This window comes from Streptomyces sp. NPDC055962, from assembly GCF_042270185.1.
GTDB lineage: Bacteria > Actinomycetota > Actinomycetes > Streptomycetales > Streptomycetaceae > Streptomyces.
Genome location: NZ_JBHJYN010000009.1, coordinates 86,763 through 112,218, shown reverse-complemented (window position 1 = coordinate 112,218; position 25,456 = coordinate 86,763). Strand labels below are relative to the sequence as shown.

The following is a 25,456-nucleotide window of genomic DNA, read 5'->3' as shown; positions in this document are numbered from 1 at the left end:
ACATCCTGGCACGGACCGCGGTCCCGGTCCGCCGTCCCGGGCGGCTTCCCGCCGCCCGTCCGGTCAGGCCTCCGGGTAGCGGCGCGGGGTCCAGACGATCTGACGTCCGTCACCCCGGTCCACCCATCGGGTCTGCGAGGAGCCGACGATGAGGATCGTCCGCATGTCGACGTCCATCGGGTCCAGATCGGCCAGCCGCACGGTCCGCACGCTCTCCGTCGGGCCACCGACGTCACGGCCGAGCACCACGGGGGTGTCCGGGGAGCGGTACTCCAGCAGCAGGTCGCGGGCCTTGCCGACCTGCCATGTCCGGCTGCGGGAGCCGGGGTTGTACAGCGCCGTCACCAGGTCGGCCGAGGCCGCCGCGCGCAGCCGCTCGGCGATGACCTCCCACGGCTTGAGGCGGTCCGAGAGCGAGAGGGTGGCGTAGTCGTGGCCCAGTGGCGCCCCGGCCCTGGCCGCGGCGGCGTTGGCCGCGGTCACCCCGGGCAGCACCCGCACGGCGACGTCCGCGTACGCGTCCTGGGAGGCCACCTCCAGCACCGCCGTGGCCATGGCGAAGACCCCGGGGTCGCCACCGGAGACCACGGCGACACGGCGCCCACGACGTGCGAGGTCGAGGGCGAACTCCGCGCGCTCGGACTCCACCTTGTTGTCGGATCCGTGGCGCTGCTGACCGGGACGGACGGGCACCCGGTCCAGATAGGTCGTGTAGCCGACGACGTCGTCGGCCGCGGCCAGCGCACCGCGCGTCTCGGGCGTCAGCCAGAGCGGTCCGGCCGGGCCGGTCCCCACCACGACGACCTCACCGGTACCGGTGCTCCGCTCGGGGCGCGGCGCGTCGATCCGGCTCGGCAGCACGGCGACGGCGAAGTACGGCACGGAGTCCGCGTCGGTGTCCGCCAGGTTCCCGGTCCGCTCCCCGGCCATGGTGGCCCGCTCGACGTACCGGGCCTCCGACAGCCGCCCGGACGCCTCGAACGCCCGGCGCACGGCGGGGAAGGTCCGCCCGAGCTTCATCACCACGGCGGAGTCCGTGGCCGCCAGACGTGCCGTCAGCTCCTCCTCCGGCAGGGTGCCGGGAAGGATCGTCAGCACCTCCTCGGCCTCCACCAGCGGGGTCCCGAGGCGGGCGGCGGCTGCGCTGACCGACGTGACACCCGGGACGACCTCGGTGACGTAGCGGTCCGCGAGACGCTTGTGCATGTGCTGGTACGAGCCGTAGAAGAGGGGGTCCCCCTCGGCCAGCACCGCGACGGTGCGCCCCGCGTCGAGGTGCACCGCGAGGCGCGCGGCGGCCTCGGTGTAGAACTCGTCCAGCGCCCCCCGGTAGCCGCCGGGGTGGTCCGTCGTCTCCGTCGTGACGGGGTAGACCAGCGCCTCCTCGATGTGGTCGGCGCGGATGTGCTGCGCCGCGATCGAGCGGGCGATGGAGCGGCCGTGCCGGGCGGAGTGGTACGCGACGACGTCGGCCTCGCCGATGACCTGCACGGCCCGCACCGTCATCAGGGCGGGGTCGCCCGGGCCGAGCCCGACGCCGTACAGCCGGCCCGCGCCCGCGGTGCCTTCGGTCCGCTGCTGCTCGGACATGGTCACTCCTCCTCGCTGGCGATCGCGTTGAGTGCGGCGGCCGCGATGGCACTGCCACCGCGCCTGCCCCGTACGACGAGGTGCTCCAGCCCGGACGGATGGGCGGCCAGGGCCTCCTTGGACTCGGCGGCGCCGATGAAGCCGACGGGCACTCCGATGACGGCGGCCGGGCGCGGGGCCCCCTCCTCGATCATCTCCAGCAGCCGGAAGAGCGCGGTGGGCGCGTTGCCCACGGCGACGACCGCGCCCTCCATCCGGTCCCGCCACAGCTCCAGGGCGGCGGCGCTGCGGGTGGTGCCGAGCTTCGCGGCCAGCCCGGGTACGGCCGGGTCGGACAGGGTGCAGATCACGTCGTTGTCCGCGGGCAGCCGCTTGCGGGTGACCCCGCTGGCGACCATGGCCACGTCGCACAGGATCGGTGCGCCGGAGCGCAGGGCGGCGCGGGCGTCGGCGACCACGTCCGGTGAGAAGGCGAGATCGCGTACGAGGTCGACCATGCCGCAGGCGTGGATCATGCGGACGGCGACCTGGCTCACGTCGGCGGGCAGCCCTGCCAGATCCGCCTCCGCGCGGATGGTGGCGAAGGACTGGCGGTAGATCGCCGGTCCGTCCTTCTCGTACTGATGCACAGTGCTGTCGCTTTCTTCATCGAACATGCCGAAAGGGGGTGATGAGGGGTGGTCAGGAGCGTGAGCCCCGGGTGTCCGGAGCGCGTGCGTCCCGGGTGGGCGCGTCCTGGGAGTGTGCGCCCCGGGCTTCCGCCACGGCTGCGGCGAGCGCCGCCGGGTCGTCCCGTACCGTCGTCGTCCCGGTTGCCGACTCCCCGCGCACGTGGGAGATCCGGTGGCCGTCGGGGGTGGCGACCACGTCGATCCACTCCCCGTGCGGATGACCGCAGCGGCGCTCGCACCCGGACCAGTACACAGGGAGCCGCCCGGGCGGTCCGACGGCAGCCCCCGCCTCGGCCCGCACATCGGCCAGCGACTTCGCGCAGCCGGGCTGCCCGATACAGGCACCCACACCGGTCCACGGGGAGCCGGGCCCGGTGATCAGCCCGGCTGCGGAGAGTTCTTCGAGGAGGCCGTCCGCGCGGCCGGGTGCGATCCCGGTGACCACGGCTCCGCGCCACGGCGTGAGCCGCAGTCCGCCGGCGCCCGACAGGAGCCGCCACTGCTCCGGGGCCAGCCGTCCCAGCGGTACGCCGACGGAGAGCGCGGTCTCGCGCAGGCCGCCCGGGACGCGGCCGTGGGCCGGGGGCAGCGCTTCGAGGGGGCGGGAGCGCCGCTCGGGTGCGACGGGGACGCCGGCCTCCCGCAGCCGGCGGGCGACCTCGGCGGGCAACGCCGCCGCCGTGTCGTCCGGCAGGTCCTTCACCCGCCAGGCGCCGGCCCCGCGCGCCGAGTCCAGGAAGGCGTCCGCGGCGGTCAGTGCGGCGCGGGGAGCGTCGGGGGCGGGCACACGCAGGACGGTGTCGCCGTGCCCGACGCGCAGCAGCCCCTCGCCGGCACCGAGGCCCAGGAGGGTGAGGTCGGCGCCCAGCGCGTCCACGTCGCCGCGGCCGTCGTCGAGCGCGAACAGGAAGCGTCCGGAGAGTGCTGTCGCGCCGTCACTCGCACAGAGGAGGCCGTCCAGCGCGGTCAGCCAGGGCCGGACGTCGGCCGCCCCGGCGCCGTCGAGCCCGGAAAGGGGGGACGCGACCACGTTGCGCACCCGCTCATGCCGTGCGGAGGGCAGCAGCCCGGCACCGTCCAGCAGGCTCGCGAGTTCCGTACCGCAGTCCGGTGCGAGGCCGCGCATCTGCACGTTCCCGCGTGAGGTGAGATGCAGCTCACCGTCGCCGAGTCGCTCGGCGGCGCCGCCGAGGACCTCGGCCTGAGGGGGCGTCAGCACCCCGCCGGGTATGCGGATCCGCGCAAGCGCACCGTCGTCCGCCTCGTGCAGACGCAGTGCCCCCGGGCAGGCGTCACCGCTGCTCCGTGCGCAGGCGTCGCGCGGAGACCGGGGCGAACGGGGGGAGGCGGGCATGGCGGCGAGCATACCGACCGTGACCGCGGGGCACCCCTGCGATCGCTGTGACCTACGGGACACCCGGTGGCCCGGCCGGGCGGGGGCCGTCTGGTCAGGCCCCCCCACCCCCCGCCTACTATGCCTAGCGGCGGTCCGTTCGGCCCGCCACCGCCAGACGGCGACACGGAGGAAGCCCGGTGAGAACCCGGCGCGGTCCCGCCACTGTGAGCCCGGCCACCGGCCGCGCGAGTCAGGAACTCCAGCCGTCCGACACCGCCCGGGGCGTGGACACCCCGAGGAAGGCCTGACGCCGCATGATCCTGCTCCTGTCGACGTCCGACACCGACCTGCTCAGCGCCCGTGCCTCCGGCGGCCCGGTCGGCTTCCGCTACGCCAACCCGTCCCGGCTCTCCGTCGACGACCTGCCGCAGCTCCTGGAGGGCACCGACCTCGTCGTCGTACGCCTCCTCGGCGGTGTGCGCGCCTGGCAGGAAGGGCTGGACCAGGTGCTGGCCACCGGCCGCCCGGTCGTCGTCCTCACCGGTGAACAGGCCCCCGACGCCCAGCTGATGGCCGCGTCCACCGTGCCCATCGGCATCGCGGCCGAGGCGCACGCCTACCTCGCGCACGGCGGCCCGGCCAACCTGGAGCAGCTGGCCCGCTTCCTCTCCGACACCGTGCTGCTCACCGGCCACGGCTTCGAGCCGCCCGCCCCGGCCCCCGCGTGGGGCCCGCTGGAGCGGACCGCCCGGGACGTCGCGGGCCCGACCGTCGCCGTGCTCTACTACCGCGCCCACCACATGAGCGGGAACACCGCGTTCGTCGAGGCGCTCTGCACGGCCGTGGAGGACGCGGGTGCCCGCCCCCTCCCGCTGTACGTGGCCTCGCTCCGCACGCCCGAACCCGAGCTCATCGACGAACTCCGCGCCGCCGACGCGATCGTGACGACCGTCCTCGCCGCCGGCGGCACCAAGCCCGCCACGGCCTCCGCGGGCGGCGACGACGAGTCCTGGGACGCGGGCGCCCTCACCGGCCTCGACGTGCCCGTCCTCCAGGCGCTCTGCCTCACCAGCCCGCGCGCCGCCTGGGAGGAGAACGACGAGGGCGTCTCCCCGCTGGACGCGGCCACGCAGATCGCCGTGCCCGAGTTCGACGGGCGGCTGATCACCGTGCCGTTCTCCTTCAAGGAGATCGACGAGGACGGCCTCCCCGCCTACGTCGCCGACCCCGAGCGCGCCGCCCGGGTCGCCGGGATCGCCGTACGGCACGCCAGGCTCCGCCACATCCCGGCCGCCGAGAAGCGGATCGCGCTCGTCCTGTCGGCGTACCCGACCAAGCACTCCCGCATCGGCAACGCCGTCGGCCTCGACACCCCCGCCAGCGCCGTCGCCCTGCTGCGCAGGCTGCGCGCCGAGGGCTACGACTTCGGTCCTGAGGAGGAGATCCCGGGCCTGGTCTCCGGTGACGGCGACGAGCTGATCTACGCGCTCATCGAGGCCGGCGGCCACGACCAGGAGTGGCTGACCGAGGAGCAGCTGGCCCGCAACCCGGTCCGCATCCCCGCCGCCGACTACCGCCGCTGGTTCGCGACCCTGCCGGCCGAACTCACCGCGGCCGTCGAGGAGCACTGGGGGCCTCCGCCCGGCGAGATGTTCGTGGACCGGTCCCGCAACCCGGAGGGCGACATCGTGCTCGCGGCCCTGCGCCGCGGCAACCTGCTCATCCTCATCCAGCCGCCGCGCGGCTTCGGCGAGAACCCGATCGCGATCTACCACGACCCCGATCTGCCGCCCTCGCACCACTACCTGGCCGCCTACCGCTGGATCGCCGCGTCCGCCGACGACAACGGCTTCGGCGCCGACGCGATGATCCACCTGGGCAAGCACGGCAACCTGGAGTGGCTGCCCGGCAAGAACGCCGGGCTCTCGGCCGCCTGCGGCCCCGACGCCGCCCTCGGCGACCTGCCGCTGGTCTACCCGTTCCTCGTCAACGACCCCGGCGAGGGCACCCAGGCCAAGCGCCGGGTGCACGCGACGCTCGTCGACCACCTCGTGCCGCCGATGGCACGGGCCGACAGCTACGGCGACATCGCCCGTCTCGAACAACTCCTCGACGAGCACGCCCAGATCGCCGCGATGGACCCGGCCAAGCTCCCGGCCGTCCGCGCCCAGATCTGGACCCTCATCCAGGCCGCGAAGCTCGACCACGACCTGGGCCTGGAGGACCGGCCCGAGGACGAGGGCTTCGACGAGTTCATCATGCATCTCGACGGCTGGCTCTGTGAGATCAAGGACGTCCAGATCCGCGACGGCCTGCACGTCCTCGGCAGCGCCCCGGCGGGCAACGACCGCGTCAACCTGGTCCTCGCCGTCCTGCGCGCCCGCCAGATATGGGGCGGCACGGCCTCGCTGCCCGGTCTGCGCGAGGCGCTCGGCCTGGACGAGTCGGCAGCCACCCGCACCGCGGCCGACGCGACCGAGGAGGCGGCCCGCGCCCTCGTCCAGGCGATGGACGACGCGGACTGGGACCCGGCCGCCGTCGCCGGTGTCGCCGCGGGACACCCGCAGGCCGTCGCCGACATCCTCGACTTCGCCGCGCGCGAGGTCGTGCCCCGGCTCGCCGCGACGACCGACGAGCTCGACCACGCGGTGCACGCGCTGAACGGCGGCTTCGTCCCCGCCGGCCCGTCGGGCTCCCCGCTCCGCGGCCTCGTCAACGTCCTGCCGACCGGCCGTAACTTCTACTCGGTCGACCCGAAGGCCGTACCCTCCCGCCTCGCCTGGGAGACCGGCCAGGCCCTCGCCGACTCGCTCCTGGAGCGCTACCGCGCCGACAACGGCGAGTGGCCCACCTCCGTCGGCCTGTCCCTGTGGGGCACCAGCGCGATGCGCACCGCCGGCGACGACATCGCCGAGGCGTTCGCCCTGCTCGGCGTCCGCCCCGTCTGGGACGACGCCTCCCGCCGGGTCACGGGCCTGGAGCCGATCCCGTACGAGGAGCTGGGGCGCCCCCGCATCGACGTGACGCTGCGGATCTCCGGCTTCTTCCGTGACGCGTTCCCTCACACCATCGGCCTGCTCGACGACGCCGTGCGCCTCGCCGCCTCGCTCGACGAGCCCGCCGAGCGGAACTTCGTACGCGCCCACACCCAGGCCGACCTCGCCGAGCACGGCGACGAGCGGCGCGCCACCACTCGGATCTTCGGATCCCGTCCCGGCACCTACGGCGCGGGGCTGCTCCAGCTCATCGACTCGCGGGACTGGCGCACGGACGCCGACCTCGCCGAGGTGTACACCGTGTGGGGCGGCTACGCCTACGGGCGCGAGCTGGACGGACGCCCGGCGCGGGACGAGATGGAGACCGCGTACAAGCGGATCGCGGTGGCGGCGAAGAACACCGACACGCGTGAGCACGACATCGCGGACTCGGACGACTACTTCCAGTACCACGGCGGCATGGTCGCGACCGTACGCGCGCTGAAGGGCACCGCCCCCGAGGCGTACATCGGCGACTCGACCCGTCCCGAGACGGTCCGCACCCGCACCCTGGTCGAGGAGACCTCCCGGGTCTTCCGCGCCCGTGTGGTCAACCCGAAGTGGATCGAGGCGATGCGCCGCCACGGCTACAAGGGCGCTTTCGAGCTGGCCGCGACGGTCGACTACCTCTTCGGGTACGACGCGACGACCGGCGTGGTCGCGGACTGGATGTACGACAAGCTGACCGAGACCTACGTCCTGGACCCGACGAACCGCGAGTTCCTCCAGCAGGCCAACCCGTGGGCCCTCCACGGCATCGCCGAGCGCCTCCTGGAAGCGGAGTCCCGGGGCATGTGGGCCAAGCCCGACCCCGCGGTGCTCGAAGCGCTGCGCCAGGTGTTCCTGGAGACCGAGGGCGACCTGGAGGGCGAGGACTGAGCGTCGCTCCGGCCGGGGAGCTGCCCCGGCCGGAGCCGGGCCGTCCTGCCTTGCTGCCCGCGGGCAGCGGGTCCAAGCTGGTGGAATGGGTGACCGAGCGGGCCACGCGCCCAGCCCCTCCGTGCAGCACGCGTTCCGCTTGATGGAAGCCGTGGCGGCACACGAGGGCGGCGCGCCCGCGCACCAGCTGGCGCGGCTGGCGGGGCTGCCCCCGGACATCGCCGAGGAGTTGCTGCGGGCCCTCACGCAGGACGGTTACCTGCGCATGCTCGGGGACGGCGGTTACGTCCTGGGCGACAAGGTGCACGACGGGCACTCCGCGCAGGACCTGGTCAGCCGGGTCCGTCCCGCGCTCGCCACCCTGCGGAACGACGTGTCGGCCGCGGCCTACCTCACCTTCTACGAGGAGGGCGAGATCCGGATCGCCGAGATCGTCGACAGCCCGAAGACACCGAGGGTCGACCTCTGGGTGGGATTCCAGGACGCCGGGCACGCCACGGCGCTCGGCAAGTGCGTGCTGCGCGAACTGGACGCCGAAGCGCGCGGCGACTACCTCTCGCGGCACACCCTCCCCGACCTCACGCCCCGCACCATCACGCACCGTGAGGAGCTGATCCGCGAGCTGGAGGCCTCGCTCCCGGCGCCGGTGGTCATGGACCGGGAGGAGTACGACCTCGGCACGGTGTGCGTGGCGGTGCCCGTACACAGCGGCGAGAAGCTCGGCTCGCTCGGCGTCTCCTTCCGCGCGGACCGGATGTACCGCACCAGCCAGGTCCGCGAGAGCCTGCTGTCGACGGCGGCCCGGGTGACCAGGGACCTCGCCCTCGGCGGCTGAGGGCCGGCGCACGGATCGGGGTTCTTCGGGTGGTGTGCACCGGCTGATCGGGGTTCTTCGGGTGGTGTGCACCGGCTGATCGGGGTTCTTCGGGTGGTGTGCACCGGCCGATCGGGGGTCCTACGGGTGGTGTCCGCCCGCCGCGAGGTCCTACGCGGGGTGTCCACCCGCCGCGAGGGTCTTGAGCTCGTCCAGCACGTCCCGCATCACCAGTGACATCGCGCGCTCCTCGCCCTCGGCGATCCACCGCTCGAAACCGACCTTGAAGACGGCGATCCCCGTCTCGGCGCTCAAACTCGCGGCCGGCTCAGGAACGCCGCGCTCGCGCAGGGCGGCGGCGAGCGCCGTCGACAGCGAATCGAGCTTGATCAGCTCGCGCTCCTGGAGTTCGGCGTTCGCGGTGATCACGGCCTGCCGCTTCCGCGCATGCTCCCGCCGGTCGTCGAACATCTCCGACACCGCGTCGAGGCCCACCGCCAGCGCGTCGATCGGGGCCGCGTCCTGCGGGACGCCGGCCACCGCCCCGACGAGCAGGTCCCGGAGCTCCGTGCCGCCGAAGAGCACCTCACGCTTGTCGGCGTAGTGCCGGAAGTAGGTCCGCTCGGTGAGCCCGGCCCGTCTGGCGATCTCCGCGACGGTGGTCTGCTCGAATCCCCGCTCGCTGTAGAGCTCCAGCGCCGCTTCCGCCAGGCGCCCGCGCGCGTTCGGCTCCCATCTACCCATGGGCCGATCCTACGCGACGGCAGTCACTGACATCAGGTGTTACGGTGGATGTCAGTCACTGACATCGAGAGTTCCGGAGTCTCCCATGCGCATCTTCGTGACCGGCGCGTCCGGCTGGATCGGATCCGCCGTCGTCCCCGAGCTCATCGACGCGGGCCACCAGGTGGCCGGGCTCGCCCGTTCCGACTCCTCCGCCGCCGCTCTCACCGAGGCCGGGGCGGAGGTGGTGCGGGGCACCGTCGACGACCTCGGCGTCCTGCGGGACGAGGCGGCCGCGGCGGACGGGGTGATCCACCTCGCGTTCAAGCACGACATCGCCTTCTCGGGTGACTTCCTGGGTGCCGCCGAGGCGGACCGCCGCGCGGTCGACGCCTTCGGCGACGCCCTGGAGGGCACCGGCCGCCCGCTCGTCATCGCCTCGGGCGTCGCCGGTCTCCTCCCCGGGCGGGTGGCGACCGAGCGTGACCTGCCGACGATCGACGGCTCACCGGTCTCGGTCCGGGCGGCCACGTCCCGGGCGGTGCTCGACCTCGCCCCGCGCGGCATCCGTTCCTCCGTGGTGCGGCTGTCGCCCACCTGCCACGGCGAGGGGGACAACGGCTTCACGGCGACTCTCGTGGCCGTCGCCCGGGCCCAGGGGGTCTCCGGCTTCATCGGCGACGGCGCCAACCGCTGGCCGGCGGTCCACCGCCTGGACGCCGCTCGGCTGTTCCGCCTCGCGGTCGAGAAGGCCCCCGCCGGATCGGTGCTGCACGGAGTCGCCGAGGAGGGCGTCGCCATCCGCGACATCGCCGAGGTGATCGGCCGCCACCTCGGCGTGCCGGTTGCCTCCGTCGACCCCTCCGCCGCGGGGGAGCACTTCGGGTGGCTGGCCGGCTTCCTGGCCGTGGACGCCCCGGCGTCGCACGCCCTCACCGGCGAACTGCTCGACTGGCACCCGACGCGGCCCGGCCTGCTCCAGGACCTGGAGGCGGGTCACTACTTCGCCTCTCCTGCCACCACGTCCTGACGACCGGGCCTTCCTCCCGGCGGACCCGGACGGCCCGGCCCTCCTCGGCCGGGCCGGTCAGGACCTCCTTCGCCGGGCGACGTCCGCCGGTCCTCCTCGGGCTGCCCCTTCCCGGCCGGGCCCCCTCCGCCGGGTCGGTCAGGAATCGAGAAGCGCGCAGCGCGAAGCGGCCATAGCTTCGTTCCATGACCTCCCTCGCATCCGTCACCCTCGAGGTGGACGACCCCGCAGCCGCCGAACGCTTCTACGCCGACGCCTTCGGACTGGGCACCCAGCTCCGTGTACGGGCCGCACAGGCTCCGACGACCGGCTTCCGCGGCTTCACGCTGTCGCTCACGGTCTCCCAGCCGTCCACCGTCAACAGGCTCGTCGACTCCGCCCTGGAGGCCGGGGCCACCTCCGTGAAGCCGGCCTCCAAGTCGCTCTGGGGCTACGGCGGTGTCGTCCAGGCCCCCGACGGCACCCTCTGGAAGATCGCCTCCTCGGCGAAGAAGGACAAGGGCCCCGCCACCCGGCAGATCGACCGCTTCGTCCTCCTCCTGGGCGTCGAGGACGTGATCGCGACCAAGCGGTTCTACGTCGAGCGCGGCCTCACCGTGGGCAAGAGCTTCGGCCGCAAGTACGTCGAGTTCGACACGAAGCCGGGCCCCGTATCCCTGGGCCTCTACGGCCGTGCCGCCCTGGCCAAGGACGCCGGGGTCGCGCCCGACGGCACCGGTTCGCACAGGATCGTGATCGGCAGCGACATCGGTCCCTTCACCGACCCGGACGGCTTCACGTGGGAGAAGGCGTCGGACTGACCGGGGCACGGCCGGTCCTCGCCCGCCCGCCCGGGCGCACGCCCGCCCGGTTTCCGGGACGAACATGCCGCACGGCACCGCCGCGCGTGGCACGATCGCGCAGGTGACCAGCAGACCCGGCGAGGCGCAGCACCTGCGCGATCTGGCGCTGCTGCGCCGTGTTCGTGACCGGATGGACCGCGAGTACGCGCAGCCGCTCGACGTCGAGGCGCTCGCCCGGGGCGTGAACATGTCGGCCGGGCACCTCAGCCGCCAGTTCCGGCTCGCCTACGGCGAATCGCCGTACGGCTATCTCATGACCCGGCGCATCGAGCGCGCGATGGCACTGCTGCGCCGCGGCGACCTCAGCGTCACGGATGTGTGCTTCGCCGTCGGCTGCTCCTCACTGGGCACCTTCAGCACGCGGTTCACCGAACTGGTCGGCATGCCGCCCAGCGCCTACAAGCGCCAGGCGGAGAGCGGAGCGGCGGGTGTGCCCCCGTGCGTGGCGAAACAGGTGACCAGACCGGTCAGGAATCGAGAAGCCCGCCCTGCCGAACCGCCGCTAGCGTGACCAGCATGGACATCACCATTCACACGAGCGTCCTCCCGCACGACGACCCGGACGCAGCTCTCGCCTTCTACCGCGACACCCTCGGGTTCGAGGTCCGCAGCGACGTCGGATCCGGCACGATGCGCTGGATCACGGTCGGCCCGGCCGGGCAGCCGGGCACCTCGATCCTCCTGGCGCCGCCGGCCGCCGACCCGGGCATCACCGAGGACGAGCGCCGTACCGTCGTCGAGATGATGGCCAAGGGGACCTACGGCTGGATCCTCCTGTCCACCCCGGACCTGGACGCCACCTTCGAGAAGCTCCAGGCCGGCGACGCCGAGGTCGTCCAGGAGCCGACCCTGCAGCCGTACGGCGTGCGCGACTGCGCCTTCCGTGACCCGGCCGGCAACCAGATCCGCATCAAGGAAGTGCGCTGAGCACGACGTGTCCGCAGCCCTGACGGGCGGACCCCGCACCGAGGGTCCTCGTCCTTGACGAGGACCCTCGGTGCGGACGCCGTCAGTCGCCCGTCGCCTCCGGGGACACCGTGGACCGCTCGATCAGGCCGTTGACGGTCTGGTCCCCGTGCGAGTCCAGCGGCGTGGAGTACTCGCCGACGGCCCAGAAACCGCCCGAGCCGCCCGCCGGGGCCAGGTCGTTGAACGTGTACGAGGGCCATCGGGTGTCCCCGTCGGACGCCGGTGCCCCGGCCTCCTTCGTCCAGGTGGCGCCGTCGTAGTGCCAGAAGACCGGATCAGCGTGGGCGGGTTCTGCCTGGTCGTTGCCGCTGGCCCAGAGGCCGCCCCGTCCGTCGGGAAGGAGGGCGCGGACGTAGAAGGCCGAGAGCTCGCCGGTGATGTCCTCCCAGGCGGAGCCGTCCCAGTGGGCGATGCCCGGCACGGGCGCGGTGGTGTCGGGGACGTCGGCCCGTCCGGCGACGTAGACGCTGTCGGAGGACGCGGCAGCGATCTCGGCGGTGTCCGTGCCGGTGCGCAGGGGCGGCTGCTCCATCAGCGTCCAGGTGGTGCCGTCCCAGTGGTACGTCACAGGGTGGCCGGTCGTGACCGGGTACTTCATCCCGGTGGCGTAGGCGTCGTCCGCCGAGATCGCGTCGATGTCCCTGATGTCCACGAGGGCGGGCAGCTTGAACGTCTTCCAGGTGCCGCCGGAGTACGTGTAGAGCGCGTTCCCGCCCTTGAAGAGCCGTCCGGGGACGGCGTCGATCGGCACCTCGGGCCAGGAGTCGTCGGCGGGCCCCGCAGCGGTGACGCTGTTCCAGCGTTCACCGTCGAAGTGCACGAGCGCCTGGCTCCTCCCGACCGTGCCGTAGGCCCAGACGTCGTCGGCCGAGACCGCGCTCACCGCCGACCACTGCCAGACGTCGGGAAGCCCCGGAGCGGTGTCCTCGGCCCACCGCTCACCGTCCCAGCGCATGATGACGCCCGCGCCGCCCTTGCTGCCGACCGCCCACGCGAGGTCGTCGTCGACGGAGGAGACGGACAGCAGGGAACCGGCGGGGCTCTCCCCGGAGAGGGAGACCTCCCAGCCGGGTGTCTCCGCCGCGCCCGCCCCGCCGGCGATGAGCAGGGTGGAGGCGAGAGCCGACGAGACGGCCGCGGAGCGTATGAGGTGCCGTACGAGCATCAGTGGGCTTTCCTTCAGGGTGAGTTGGCGCTGTTCCCGAGCTTTTCCCGAGCACCGGACGAGGCCTGTGGCTCTCCGGCTCAGGGCCAGACTCACGGCCACGCCCGATGGTTGTAGCGCCTGATCGATGCGGGGGCGGTGATCCGGACCGGACGGCGGGCCGGGAGCGGGGGATCACAAAAGTGTGACGGGATCAACACCGAACACTCAATTTCCTTCACAGGGTCTTCACTTGCTGTCATGCTGCTCCGGCTGAAACCAGAACCAGCAGATGGAGCACCTCACATGGCTGACACTCAGCCCAACACCGCGTCCGTACAGGGCGTTCAGAGTCCGGCCGGAGGCGTCGTCGAGCCCAGCGCGGCCGGCGCACCCGCCGTCAGGCTGACCGGTCTGGCCATGAAGCGCCGCGGCCCGGTCGCCGTGTGGCTCGGCCTGACCCTCATCACCCTCGGGATCTACCAGCTGGTCTGGTACTTCAAGATCCACAAGGAGCTTCAGGAGTTCGACCGGCGCAGGCCCCTGAGCCCGGGCGGCAGCGTGCTGGTCCTCATATTCCTGGGGTGGACCCTGATCGCACCGCTGATCTCCTTCCGCAACACCGGCAAGGCCATCGCCGACGCCCAGCGCGCGGCCGGCCTGCCGGTGACGTGCAGCCCCGCCACGAGCATGTGGCTGACCTTCGTCTTCGGCATGAACACCTGGTACATGCAGCGCCAGCTCAACCTGGTCGTCGAGGCCTACCCGGGCGCCGCCCCGGGCACAGAGGTCCCGCTCGCGGCCTGAGCCGCAGGAGCACCGCCTCACGGCGCCCCCACCGGCCCGCCGGTCCGCGCCCGAGCGGCGCGGACCGGCATCTTCCGCGCCGCACCCTCCTGCGCCCCGCCGTCCAGAGGGACGGATGAGGGCGCCGACGTCGAAGGGCCCCGCAGCAAGCTGCGGGGCCCTTCGACGTATTGCCCGGTGAGAGCAATGGCGGAGGATACGAGATTCGAACTCGTGAGGGGTTGCCCCCAACACGCTTGATGTCCCCGAAGACGCCCTGCGCACGCTGATGGCCGAGCGCCGTCCCACGGGGGACACGACCCTTGTCGCTCTCACCGTCACCGAGGCTGCCCGTCGAATCGGCATCGGCCGCACCAAGCTCTACGAGTACGTCTCCTCCGGCGAGATCGCCTCCGTCAAGATCGGGAGTTTGCGCCGCATCCCAGCGGAGGCGGTGAGCGACTTCCTGGCCCGCCGCCTGTCGGCGACCGACTTCGGAGCCGCCGCGTGACTCGCGCCTCCGCACCGAAGTCCCGCCAGCCCAACGGCTCCTCGTCCATCTACCTCGGCAAGGACGGACGCTGGCACGGCCGTGTCACCGTCGGCGTCAAGGACGACGGCACCCCGGACCGGCGCCACGTCAGCCGCAAGACCCGCCCCGAGGTCACCAAGGTCGTCCGCGAGCTGGAGCGCCAGCGCGACACAGGCGCGGTCCGCAAGGCCGGCCAGTGGTGGACCGTGAAGACCTGGCTCACCCACTGGGTCGAGAACATCGCTGCAGCGCACGTCTCGGAGAACACGATCGACGGCTATCGCGTCGCCGTCTACCACCACCTCATCCCCGGCCTCGGTGCCCACCGACTGGAGAAGCTGCACCCCGAGCATCTGGAGCGCTTCTACAAGAAGATGCAGGATAGAGGCAGCAGTGCTGGCACCGCCCAGCAGGCGTACCGGACTCTCCGCACCGCGCTGAACGAGGCGGTACGGCGCCAGCACCTCACGACGAACCCGTCCTCCATCGCCAAAGCCCCCAAGATCGAAGAGGAAGAGGTCGAGCCGTACACGGTCGAGGAGGTTCAACACCTTCTCGCTGAGGCCGCCAAGTACCGCAACACCGCGCGCTGGGTGATCGCGCTCGCCCTCGGCCTGCGTCAGGGCGAGGTCCTCGGCATGCAGTGGGACGACGTCGACTTCGACCTCGGCGTTATCCGCGTGCGCCGTGGCCGGCTGCGGCCCCGTTACAAGCACGGCTGCGGCGACCGCTGCGGCCGCAAGCCCGGCTTCTGCCCCCAGAAGGTCAACACCCGACGCGAGACCAAGAATGCAAAGTCCCGCGCGGGCCAGCGCCCCATCGGCGCTCCTGACGAACTCCTCCAGCTCCTGCGCCAGCACCGCCAGGTGCAGGCGCGCGAACGCACACAGGGTCGTGACCTGTGGACGGAGAAGGGGTACGTGTTCACCTCGCCCACCGGCGAGCCCCTGAACCCGAACACGGACTACCACAAGTGGAAGGACCTCCTGAAAGCTGCCGGTGTCCGCGACGCCCGCCTCCACGACGCCCGGCACACCGCGGCGACGGTCCTGCTCATCCTCGGCGTCTCCGACGCGGTCGTCGACGCCATCATGGGCTGGGAGCCCGGTAAGTCCGCCCGGATGCGCCGCCGCTACCAGCACCTGACAAGCCGCGTCCTCAAAGACACCGCCGCCAAGGTCGGCGGGCTCCTCTGGGGTACGGACCAGGCAGCGGAAAGTGCCGCGCCGGACGCCGGCCAGAGCCCCGTCCCAACCGAGCTAGAGGTTCACATCGCCCGCCTCGGCGAACGACGTGTTCCCTTCCTCCACCGCGAGCATGCCGACGAGGTCGTCGCTCGCTGGAGCGAGGACTGGCCCGACCACACCGCCGAGGTCGAGGCATGGGACCGCTGGCGCTGGGATCACCAGGGCCCCGGCGGCGCGGACGCCATCCGCGACCGCGTACCGGAACGAACCGTGGTCTTCCACGCCCGAGCCCTGCTCCTCCCCGGCGGGGAACATGCGGCGATCGGGGTCCCGGAGCAGTGGTCGGTGCCGGCCTGGGACTTCGAGACCGACTGCTACACCGACCGCGCCTCGGCCTGGCGCACGGCTCGACGACCCGGAACGGGCCAGGAAGTCGAGGCCCAGGTGCGAGGCACGGACAAGGCTGCCGTGGCGGCGGCCTTCGCTGAGGCATGCGCACAGGCTGTGGACCGAGCCCAGAACCCGGGAAAGTATGGCGACAGCAACGAGTGGTAGTGAGTCGATGTCCTCGCAGTAGGTGTCGCAACGCGGAGATCGGTTGATCGGCGAGTAACCCGTGCCTGGTCGGGGCCTCGACCACTTGGAGGAGGCCCCGACCAGACGCGGAGAGGATGAGGTTACAGCTGGGAATCTCGCTCCATAACGGCAGTCGCAGTTTCGATGCCGTTGACGACCTCGTACTCGAGGTCGTTGATCCCGACTCGGTCCTTAACCGTTTCGAAGTGAATGCGGGCGGATGCAATCTTGTCCTGCTCCATGGGACGGAGCAGTTGGAGTTCGTTGGTGCCCTTGGTTTCAAAGACGATGTAGCGGCTGCCATCAGTACGTTCAACGGTCAGGGCCCAGTCGGGGTTGTAGCTCCCCAGAGGGGTCGGGATCTTGAACGAGGCCGGAAGCTTCACGAAGGTTTTGACCTCAGAACGCCGCAGGAGCGCGAGCGCGAAGTCCTTTTCCGTGTTCGAGTCGACGACCAGATACTTGTACACAGACTTCTGCTCGAACGAGATGGCGTTGCCGTCTGCGTCGCTGACGATGTTTCCTCCGGGGCCGGTGTACCCGGCGAGGTCGGCCTCGCGCAGCAGGCTGAGGGCATACCGCCGGTCTGCTTCGGGGCGGGAGGAATCCACAAGCTCGTAGCGCAGCCCCTTGACCTGGAAGTCGGCCTTGGTAACGTTGAGTTGTCTGCCCACCTGGTCGATGTAAGCCTGTGGGTTGTCCCGGAACTGCCCGAGGGTGCCGGACTCGGTGAGCACGTGAGCGAGTGTGGCACGGGTCAGCTGAGTGCGGTCTGCAAGGACAGACAGAATGTCGGGCAGGTCCTCGCTGTCGGCGTAAGTGACGTCCGCACGGCGCGCCGCAGCGGCTTCCGTGGTCAGGCCACTCTGGTCGATGCGTTCCACACGGTGTGTGACCCACTCTCCGCGACGCTTCGGTACTGGAAGCATGCCGCGCAGAGCCTTAACCATCGCTGCGCGCAGGCTGCCTTCATCTACCTCGACACGGTATTCCGTGCGGTGCTGGATGCGCTCCCACAACTCCTGGAACTCAGGGCTCTCCAGGCGTTCCTGGACGAGGGGCACCGCGACGCGTTCGCCGGCCTTCTTGACGTCCATAGGTTTGGCCAGGCGCTTGATGAGTCCGAGCACCGCCTTGGCTGCGGCCTCGGATTCGACGGAATCGCTGACAAGCTTTGTGAGGTTCTTGTCGCCGGTCTGCACGGCCTGGCGCAGGCTGTCCTGCACCTTGCCCTTGACGTCGATGTACCCCTCGGAGAACAGGGCCTGGTACAGCGTTTGAGCAGCGGCCGAGCCTACAGGAACGACCGTCCCGTCCTCCGCCTTGAAGGACAGGCGCGCGAAGCTGTCCACGGTGATGAGGCCGAACTGGATGCCCAGATCGTCGGCCATCTCGCGCTGCAGCCGGTCGGCGAACTCCTCGTAGGACTCGTTCGCAATCACGGTGAGGCGGTTGATGTCAAAGCCGTGGACCCGGTTGCCTGACCCGTCCACGCACAGGCGTAGGCCACGGCCGATGGACTGGCGCCTCCACCGCTCGGTGCCCATGTTGCGCAGAACGCAGATCTGGAAGACGTTGGGGTTGTCCCAGCCTTCCTGCAGCGCGGAGTGGCTGAAGATGAAGCGGAGAGGAGTGCCGGGGGTGGTCAGCCCGACCTTGTCCCGCATGATCTGCTCGTAGGCCCAGCCGGCCTGCTGGCGCCCCTTGTCGGTGGTCTCCTTGGTTTCCACCAGTACCTCGGCACCTCCCTTGCGGCGGTCCACGGAGAAGTACCCCTGGTGGGCCTCCTTCGCGATCTTGTCGGCAGCGGAGTCGCCCAGCAGCGTGTTGAACTGCAGCTCGGAGGCGATGCGTGTGTACTCCTGCTCGAAGATCTGCGCGTACTCGCCGAGAAGTGCCTCGCCGTCGGGGCCGTACTCGCGGTACTTGGCTACGGAGTCGACAAAGAAGAGGCTGAGCACCTTTATGTCGCGACCGTGGACCGCGAACTCTTGTTCCTTGAGCAGGTGCTGCCGGATGGTCTGGGTGATCATCTGGCGGGCTCGCTCACCGACGCTCACCTCGGCGCCGATACTGTCCCCGACCTTCAGCGGCTGTGCGACGGTGTCGAAGGAGAGGCTCTCTTGCCCTGGGATCGCGTTGAGAGCGACCACGGTGAGGTCCTTGTACAGGTCACGGCCGGTGATATCCGCGAGGTTGTTGCGCGACGTGGTGTCTACGGTGACGGCCCTGCGCTTGATCTCGTTGCCCTGCTCGACGTCTGCCTCGACGCGTGCCGTGATCGCGCCGGCCTTACCTCGTGTCACGCCGAGCAGCTTGACGTACGGGGTTGTCCCGCTAGCAGAGGTGACCAGGGAGTCGACCTCGATCTGCTTGACCAGCTCGTTTTCGTAGGCGGCGATGGCGTCCAAGCGGTAGACGAGGTTGACTTTGTCGCCCTTGGGGTGAGTGGCCGAATAGCGCAGAGTGGCCAGGGCCTTGAAGTCCTCCAGCGCGCTGCGACCGGCGCCCTTCTTCTTGCCAGTGCCCGTGTCCCCGTACACGCTCTGCGGCTCGTCGACGATGATGATTGGGTTCGTGGCACGGATCAGTTCAGCTGGTACCTCGGAATCGAGGTCTTCGGCGGGTTGGTAGACCTTGTTGGTCTTCTTGTTGATCGCCGCGATGGTGACGATCATGATCTCGATGCCCGACGAGGTCGCGAATGAGCGTACGCGGGACGGGTTGCTGCCGTCGAACTGGAAGAAACTCATCGGCGGGTTGCCGTACAGGGCTCCGAAGTGCTCGCGCAGCATCCGGATGGACGTTTCGACGCCTTCCTTGATGGCCACCGACGGCACTACCACCATGAACTTGGTGAACCCGTAGAGCTGGTTGAGCTCGTAGATGGTGCGGAGGTAGACGTACGTCTTGCCGGTGCCGGTCTCCATCTCGATGGTGAAGTTCATCGAGTCTAGTGACTGCTCGGGAACGAGACCGGTGCGGTTCTGCACCACATGCAGGTTGGCCAGAATCGTTTCGGGATCCAAGCGCAGCATGTTGCCGTAGCCCAGGTCGGAGAACCCTTCGAAGCCGGCATGGGCGGCGGGGTGGGCGTGCACGGTGAACTGGGAGGCCATGACCTCCTGGCCCCGGAACAGGCCCGTGACCGCGTCGATTGCTTGACGCTGGTAGTCGAGGTCCGCGTCGAAGGAGAACTTCATTCAGATGCTCCGCACCGTGGTGAAGCCGGCCTGCTCGACAGCAGCGGCGAAGTTGAGCTTGGCGGCGGAGTCGACGAAGCCCGTGTCACGTAGTACGACCGTGGTGTCGGCGTCGCCGGGGGCTTCGTCTCGCCACGCCACCAGGACCTTGGCGACCTCGTTCGCACGCTCGACCGTAATGTCGGTGCCGAAATACGCGAACAACGTGCCAGCCAGGTTGTACAGAGTGCTGCTGGCGACCTCGCGCGTCTCCAGCGGCGTGGTCAGATCCACGCCCAGGCGCAGCATCATCTCGACCAGCAGGTCGTCCGTGGTGCGCCCAGCGACAAGGTTGTCCACGGCCCCGAGCAGATCGAGCTGGTCGGGCGTGCCGTCCCAAGCCCTCACGTTGCTGGATGCCAAGCGGTAGGACCGGAAGCCGGTGTCGATGTCCGCTGCGTCGAGGGTCTGCTTGGCGGCGATTTGCTGTCCGGCGCGGCGTAGCCGCTCGCGCGTGATGTCTGCGATCGTTTCGTAGCCGCTCTTGTCGACAGGCTCATCGAGCTGGACCAGCATGTATCGGCGGTTACCGCCATCAGCAGCGTTGAGGGCCATCACCGCGTGACCAGTGGAGCCGGACCCCGAAAAGAAGTCAAGGATGACTGCATTTGGGTTTCGACCGGCCACGATATCGAGCCATCGGGCTACGATATTTACGTCCTTGGGGAATGGGAAAGCGTCGTCGCCTAGGAGCTTTACCAGCGCCTTTCCGGCGGCGGTACGCTCCTGAGTGAAGACTGATTCCGCCACCTGATCGGTCATTTCGTCCAGGAAGATCTTTCCGCGAGGGATCTTTGTCTCGTCATCGCCGAAAGCGATGCGGCCCTCGGAGATCATCTGGCGAGCAGAATCCTCTGTCATGGCCCATCCGCGCTGGGGGCGAGTGACAGCTTTTCCAGTGACTGGATGATAAATGTCGTAGATTCCGCTTGCTCGAAGATTCGGTGAAGACAGGTCGCGGTCGGCATTGTACGGGCGTCCGGTCGACTCGTCGAGATTTGCGAACCGCAGAACACCTGCTGTTGCGCCCTTCTTCTCCATGGTCTTGAGGAAGTTCCTATACGCCTCATTGGCGACCTTCTTGTCTTCGTGAGAAGACCAGATCTCCGAAGCTCGAATTAGAATTTCATCAACGCCAGGCTTCTTCTCTCTCCATCGAACCTCCCCCTGGCGCAGGACACCCTCATTCTTTGCATAGACGAGCATGTAGTCGTGCCCAACCGAAACATACCGCGAGTCATTCTTTCGGCCGCCTTGCCAAACGATATTTGCGATGAAGTTTTCTGCGCCAAAGACTCGGTCCATCAGAAGCTTTAGCCGCGCATGCTCGGTATCGTCAATGGCGACAACAATTGTGCCGGTCTCCTTGAGTAGATGGTGGGCCACGAGAAGGCGCGGGTACATCATTGATAGCCACTTCGTGTGCAACGAGGCGCCAGCCTTCCGATCCTGGGCTCGGTCGGATCCGTCGCCAGTCTGAAGTGCCCCTTCGTCGTCGCGCTGCCCTGCCGCAGTCTCGTGCTCGACCTGTGAGGTGGTGCGCTTGTCGTCGTATACGAAGTCGTTGCCGGTGTTATAGGGCGGATCGATGTAGATCACGTCGACTTTGTTGGTGTACCCGCGGCGTAGCAGGCGCAGAACCTCTAGGTTGTCGCCCTCAACCACGATGTTGCGGGTGGTGTCCCAGTCCACGGACTCCCCGGGCTTGGGCAGGAGTGTGCTCGTCGCCGGAAGGGTAGACAGACGACGCGCCTCTGCCATGCCGGGCCAGCGGAGACCGAAGGCTTCGGCGGTGCTGGGGGCAGCGTCTTCACCCAGCAGGTCACGGAGCACGTCGACATCGACAGTGCCATCCACGACAGCATCGGGAAAGAGATGGGCCAGAAGGTCGAGGTTCGACTTGACCTCGCCGGGGCCAGTCAGGTCGTTGACCGGTTCGAAGTCCAGGGTCACAAGGGGTGTCTTTCTTCTCTGGGAGGGGCGAGCCGGGAGCCGTCTGTCAGGTGACGCCGTGGTCGCGATCGGGACTGTAGAGCACGCCTCTGGCACGCTCGATCTGTGCGCGCAGCGTCCGTGCTTGTGTATTGAGCTCGATCCGACGTTGCTGGTTCTTCGCCTGCTTGGCGTCCCGTACGACAACGGTCAGTTCCGCCTCCAAGCCGGTCAGGCCTCGCCGCAGAGTGATGGCGTCATCTGCCTGCAGGGCCGAGCTGGCAGGTCGTCCGTCTGCCGCAGCGGTGCGTACGAGGTCGCGGTACAGCGCCCAAATGTCTGTCCGGTCAAGCCGATCTAGGCGCAGGGCACCGGCTTCGATCTGCCCGGCTGGCACCAGGACGTGCGCGTCGATCACAGAAGTCGACCGGGTAGGGTCCGTGCGGGCGACATGGGTGAGTGCTAATGAGAGTGTCGTAGCGCCGTCCGGCATGAGCGCGAACAGCACGACAGGCTTGGCCATGCTGCGGTGGATGAGCTCGGTCACGCGGGTGCGGTCGGCCGCAGTCGTTGTGTCGGCCAGGACGACCTCCAAGACTGGGATATCGACGACGGTGCGCTCGGTGCCCCGGTGCTCAGGCACCTGGATGGTCTCCGGGCGCAGGATCCCGATGAGCTGTGCTGAGGCCACAGCTTTGGTGACCAGGCGTGCATCGACAGGAGCCTGATCCTCGAACTGTGCGGCGAGCATCTTCTTCGTGATTCGGTGCTGCTGCCGTGCTGCCTCTGGCAAGCCGAGCAAGCCGGCACCGTCGAGCCTGTGCGGGGTGTCGTTCACGGGATGACCGCCAGCCAGGCGACCACATCCACAGCTTCCAGCCCGGGCGCGCTGGCGTCGGTTCCGAGCTGAGAAGGGCCCGCGGAGAACAGGGAGGCCACCATGCTCTCCGCGGTCTTGCCGGACGCCTCGCGGACCACGACGTCCAGCAGATCGCGGTAGTGCTTCATGGATCTGCCAGACTTGGTCGCCTTGCCGAACTCAGCCGAGACGGTGCTGTCCGGTTCGGTGCTGCCAAGGCAGTGGTGGCGCAGGACGTCTAGAGCCAGCTTGGGCTCCTCAATGGGGTGGGCGAGCTTGCCGTCGTCGGTCACGTAGGCGAGCACGTACGGGGCCAGAGGGTACGCCTTGGAGAAGGTAAATGCGTTGTCCCGCACGCGCAGAAGGAAGACCGCTCCGGGAGCGAGCCCATCGTCGGCCAGTGTCTTGTCGAAACGTGTGACGCCGAACAGGGCCAAAGGCCAGCTGGTGATCTCCCGGACCTCTTCATGCGGGCGGGCAGCGGCGTCCATACGGAAGTCGGAGAGGGTCAGGTCGGTGATGCTCAGCCCGCCGGCGAGGTCTTCCATGGTGGGGGCGGCGTTCTGCATCTGCTGAAGCTGCTTGCGCCGGTAATCCAGGTCGTTCATGTCACCGGAGGTGACGTCCAGGACGTTCTCTTCGCCGGTTGCGGAGACATCCAAGAGGGTCATGCGGCTGGACACGCGTGTCTCGAGGTTGATGTAGGCATCCAGGGCGATGTTGGGCCAGAAGTTGACGAGCTGGACACTGGTGTTGGTGGTGCCCAGGCGGTCCACCCGCCCGAAGCGTTGGACGATGCGTACGGGGTTCCAGTGGATGTCGTAGTTGATCACCGTGTCACAGTCCTGAAGGTTCTGGCCTTCGGAGATGGTGTCGGTGGCAATCACGATGTCGATCTGCGGGAAAGCCTGGTCGCCGCCTTTGGAGCGCGGGGAGAACGCGGTGAGCACGTCGATCATGTGGGTGCGCTGCATGGGGAGCGTGGTCCGGGTGGTCTGCCCCGTGATCAGCGCGACGTGCACGCCCAGCTCGTTGTTGGCCCAGCCGGCCACATGCCTATAGAGATATTCGGCGGTGTCGCTGAACGCGGTGAACACCAGGGCCTTGCGGTTATCTTCGTTGGTAGGGTGCTCGGCCTTCTCGCGAAGGAACTGCTTGAGTTGGGCGAGTTTGGCGTCGCGGGTGGCGTCGACCGCGTACACCTCGGCCAGCAGCGTGGCCACGGTGTCCCGGTCCTGCTGGAGTTCCTGCCGCCATCTGATCCGATCGATGTCGGCGAGGAAGACCTTGACGCTTCCGCCGACGGTGTCCTCGAACTGGGGGTCATCCAGGTCGATGCTATCCAGGTCCGCGAAGTTGTCGATGGAGGTCCCCTCGCCTCCGGTCGCCTCGTAAGCGTCGACGCTGGCGATGGCACGGTCGATGGTGCCCAGGATTTTGCCGAGAGTCTCGCCTAGGGAGTTGACCGAGGATTCCAGGCGCTTGAGAAGTCCTATCCGCAGCAGATGGACGACATTGTTCTCGCGGTCGGTCTGCCTCCACACGCGATGGCCGCCCGTACGTACCTTCTGGTCGTAGAGGGCGGCGTACTTGTTCTCGTGCTTCACGCTGACGTAGGAAGTGGGCTTGTAGGCCGCCAGGTTCAGGCGCAAAATTGATTGGTTGATCTGCTCCAGGGGGATCATGGCATTGGCCGCGTCTATGGGCGGGGTGAGGTTAATCGGGGTCAGACGCTCGGGGAACTCCCCCACGTCCTTGGTTCCGTAGTACTTCTGGATGTGCTTGCGCGAGCGGGCGATCGTCACCAGGTCCAGCAGGCGGATGTAGTCCATGCCGAGGGTGCCGGCCAGGGACTTGGTGCTCCGGGCAGCCGCAGGTGTGCGCTGCCATTCGTTGAATTGCTTCTGTGCCTTGGCCAGAGTGGTCTCAATGCTCTTGATCCCGTCTGCGGCCAGTGCCTGGTCGTCTCCCTCGGTGGCGAACAGGACCTGGTTCTTGAGGTCGGCCAGGCGGGTATTCACTGGCGTGGCGCTGAGCATGAGGACCTTGGTCTTGACGCCGTTTTTGAAGACTTCGTCCATGAGGCGTTGGTACCGCGTTATCCGCCCCTTGACCTGTGGGTTGTTCCGGAAGTTATGGGACTCGTCGATCACGACGAGGTCGTAGTTGCCCCAGTTGATGTTGGCCAGGTCGATGTCCCCGGATTGTCCGCCCGTGCGGCTGAGGTCGGTGTGATTGAGGACGTCGTAGTGGAAGCGGTCGGCGGCCAGAGGGTTGCGGTTGTCGTTGCTGCGGTAGATGGTCCAGTTCTCCCGCAGTCGCTTGGGCGCTAGAACGAGGACGCGGTCGTTTCGGAGCTCGTAGTACTTGATGACCGCGAGAGCCTCGAAGGTCTTCCCAAGGCCCACGCTGTCGGCGATGACGCAGCCGTTGTGGCGCTCAAGCTTCTCGATCGCGCCGAGCACTCCGTCACGCTGGAACTTGTAGAGCTTGTTCCACACGACGGAGTCGTAGAAGCCGGTCCTGCCGCGCTCGGCAGTCTCCTCGCCGGACTCTTCGATGAAGTCCCGGAACAGGGAGGTCAGCACACGCAGATAGACAGACTCTGGAGCTTTGTCCTCGAAGAGGGCCCGGGCAGCGCCAAGGAACTCCTTCTGGATGGTGCCGGTCGTTGCATCGTCGTGCCACATCCGCTCGAAGTTGACGACGCTCTGCGCCACCTTGTCCGCGTCCGTGGACTCCTGGGGGAAGTAGAGGCTCTGGGGCGCTACCAGACCGAGACTCTCAGCCTCGAAACCCGCGCCGTCGACGACGTAGGGGAACGGGCCGGAGACGCTCGTCCAGGTGCCACGAGCGCGCCGCTTGAGTGCCCTGGTTTGAAGGTGCTCCTCGGCCCAGCTCGCGAACGCACGGGCGATGCGATGCTGATCCAGACGTGCACGTTTCAGGTTTTCTTGCTCGAGCCCGTTGAGGGGGAAATCCGTCAGACTGGGGCCGTGCAGGAGCAGACGCAGGTCGACATCGGTCAGCTCGTCCTGGAGCGCCTCGTAAACGAAGAGAGAGAACGACTCCGACAGCGAGTCCACGCGCGTGGCGCCGGTCAGGTGCTTGCGCAACCGGTCGATCGCATTGCCTGCGTCGCTGGGCACCATGAAGCTGAACCTCCGCGTGGACGTGGATCCGCTGCTGTGAGTGGGTCTTGAGCCGTCCTGATGCTATGACGCTGTTGTGCCTGGCTGGGCCCCCTTTGCTGAGCTTCTGCAGCTGGCCACGCTGCGCAACTGAGACCACACACGTCGAAGGGCCCCA

At 69.0% G+C, this 25,456-nt stretch carries 17 protein-coding genes, 1 pseudogene and 1 riboswitch; of the genes and pseudogenes, 9 read left to right on the top strand and 9 right to left on the bottom strand.

The window, feature by feature from the left end; all coding sequences use genetic code 11:
• Positions 1–63: 63 nt before the first annotated feature.
• The 3 genes from cobJ to cobG are packed head-to-tail and all read right to left on the bottom strand — an operon-like array spanning position 64 to position 3,627.
• Entirely contained in the window at positions 64–1,590 is a 1,527-nt protein-coding gene (cobJ, locus tag ACFC51_RS24560) for a precorrin-3B C(17)-methyltransferase (protein ID WP_376530786.1), read from the bottom strand.
• A gap of 2 nt (positions 1,591–1,592) precedes the next feature.
• Positions 1,593–2,219, bottom strand: a complete 627-nt coding sequence (locus ACFC51_RS24555) for a precorrin-8X methylmutase (protein WP_376530915.1) — start codon at positions 2,217–2,219, stop codon at positions 1,593–1,595.
• 52 nt (positions 2,220–2,271) lie between these two features.
• Positions 2,272–3,627 carry a precorrin-3B synthase gene (cobG, locus tag ACFC51_RS24550; protein ID WP_376530784.1) on the bottom strand — a complete coding sequence of 452 codons (1,356 nt, stop codon included), beginning with the start codon at positions 3,625–3,627 and terminating at the stop codon, positions 2,272–2,274.
• Between the two features lie 156 nt (positions 3,628–3,783).
• Positions 3,784–3,857, top strand: a riboswitch (cobalamin riboswitch).
• A 54-nt stretch (positions 3,858–3,911) separates the two neighbouring features.
• Here cobG and cobN point away from each other — a divergent pair.
• Together cobN and ACFC51_RS24540 are read left to right on the top strand one after the other, a co-directional pair.
• A complete protein-coding gene (gene cobN / locus ACFC51_RS24545; protein ID WP_376368470.1) occupies positions 3,912–7,511 on the top strand; it encodes a cobaltochelatase subunit CobN in 3,600 nt (1,199 codons plus the stop codon).
• 85 nt (positions 7,512–7,596) lie between these two features.
• Complete coding sequence (locus ACFC51_RS24540; RefSeq protein WP_376368472.1) at positions 7,597–8,346, top strand: IclR family transcriptional regulator; 750 nt, start codon at positions 7,597–7,599, stop codon at positions 8,344–8,346.
• A 150-nt stretch (positions 8,347–8,496) separates the two neighbouring features.
• On the opposite strand, the gene ACFC51_RS24535 is transcribed toward ACFC51_RS24540, so the two are convergent.
• A complete protein-coding gene (locus ACFC51_RS24535) occupies positions 8,497–9,069 on the bottom strand; it encodes a TetR/AcrR family transcriptional regulator (protein WP_376530781.1) in 573 nt (190 codons plus the stop codon).
• Between the two features lie 85 nt (positions 9,070–9,154).
• Between ACFC51_RS24535 and ACFC51_RS24530 the strand changes: the two genes are divergently transcribed.
• From ACFC51_RS24530 to ACFC51_RS24515, 4 genes are all read left to right on the top strand, one after another.
• Positions 9,155–10,078: an SDR family oxidoreductase gene (locus tag ACFC51_RS24530; protein WP_376368476.1), complete on the top strand. Its 924-nt coding sequence runs from the start codon at positions 9,155–9,157 to the stop codon at positions 10,076–10,078.
• A gap of 185 nt (positions 10,079–10,263) precedes the next feature.
• Positions 10,264–10,878, top strand: coding sequence for a glyoxalase (locus ACFC51_RS24525; protein ID WP_376530779.1), 615 nt, complete (start codon positions 10,264–10,266; stop codon positions 10,876–10,878).
• 103 nt (positions 10,879–10,981) lie between these two features.
• Positions 10,982–11,431, top strand: coding sequence for a helix-turn-helix transcriptional regulator (locus ACFC51_RS24520; RefSeq protein ID WP_376368480.1), 450 nt, complete (start codon positions 10,982–10,984; stop codon positions 11,429–11,431).
• Positions 11,432–11,436: 5 nt separating this feature from the next.
• The gene (locus ACFC51_RS24515; RefSeq protein WP_376368482.1) at positions 11,437–11,847 is read left to right on the top strand and encodes a VOC family protein; all 411 of its coding nucleotides are present in this window, start codon (positions 11,437–11,439) and stop codon (positions 11,845–11,847) included.
• Positions 11,848–11,929: 82 nt separating this feature from the next.
• Here the strand turns inward: ACFC51_RS24515 and ACFC51_RS24510 are convergent, their stop codons facing one another.
• Positions 11,930–13,054, bottom strand: coding sequence for a hypothetical protein (locus ACFC51_RS24510; protein WP_376530776.1), 1,125 nt, complete (start codon positions 13,052–13,054; stop codon positions 11,930–11,932).
• 285 nt (positions 13,055–13,339) lie between these two features.
• Between ACFC51_RS24510 and ACFC51_RS24505 the strand changes: the two genes are divergently transcribed.
• From ACFC51_RS24505 to ACFC51_RS24495, 3 genes and pseudogenes are all read left to right on the top strand, one after another.
• Positions 13,340–13,840: a DUF4234 domain-containing protein gene (locus ACFC51_RS24505; RefSeq protein ID WP_376530774.1), complete on the top strand. Its 501-nt coding sequence runs from the start codon at positions 13,340–13,342 to the stop codon at positions 13,838–13,840.
• Positions 13,841–14,075: 235 nt separating this feature from the next.
• Positions 14,076–14,330, top strand: a pseudogene (locus ACFC51_RS24500) (helix-turn-helix domain-containing protein); the annotation flags it as partial.
• The gene (locus ACFC51_RS24495) at positions 14,327–16,093 is read left to right on the top strand and encodes a tyrosine-type recombinase/integrase (protein WP_376530772.1); all 1,767 of its coding nucleotides are present in this window, start codon (positions 14,327–14,329) and stop codon (positions 16,091–16,093) included. The pseudogene ACFC51_RS24500 and the gene ACFC51_RS24495, both read left to right, overlap by 4 nt.
• 122 nt (positions 16,094–16,215) lie before the next feature.
• Here ACFC51_RS24495 and ACFC51_RS24490 read toward each other — a convergent pair whose 3' ends face one another.
• The 4 genes from ACFC51_RS24490 to ACFC51_RS24475 are packed head-to-tail and all read right to left on the bottom strand — an operon-like array spanning position 16,216 to position 25,299.
• Positions 16,216–19,317, bottom strand: a complete 3,102-nt coding sequence (locus ACFC51_RS24490) for a DEAD/DEAH box helicase family protein (protein ID WP_376530769.1) — start codon at positions 19,315–19,317, stop codon at positions 16,216–16,218.
• The gene (locus tag ACFC51_RS24485; protein ID WP_376530766.1) at positions 19,318–21,309 is read right to left on the bottom strand and encodes a site-specific DNA-methyltransferase; all 1,992 of its coding nucleotides are present in this window, start codon (positions 21,307–21,309) and stop codon (positions 19,318–19,320) included. It abuts the gene before it with no gap.
• A 46-nt stretch (positions 21,310–21,355) separates the two neighbouring features.
• On the bottom strand, positions 21,356–22,126 hold the full coding sequence (locus ACFC51_RS24480; RefSeq protein WP_376530764.1) for a DUF4391 domain-containing protein: 771 nt from the start codon (positions 22,124–22,126) through the stop codon (positions 21,356–21,358).
• Complete coding sequence (locus ACFC51_RS24475; protein WP_376530761.1) at positions 22,123–25,299, bottom strand: helicase-related protein; 3,177 nt, start codon at positions 25,297–25,299, stop codon at positions 22,123–22,125. The genes ACFC51_RS24480 and ACFC51_RS24475 overlap by 4 nt, the downstream gene beginning before the upstream one ends.
• Positions 25,300–25,456 lie beyond the last annotated feature (157 nt).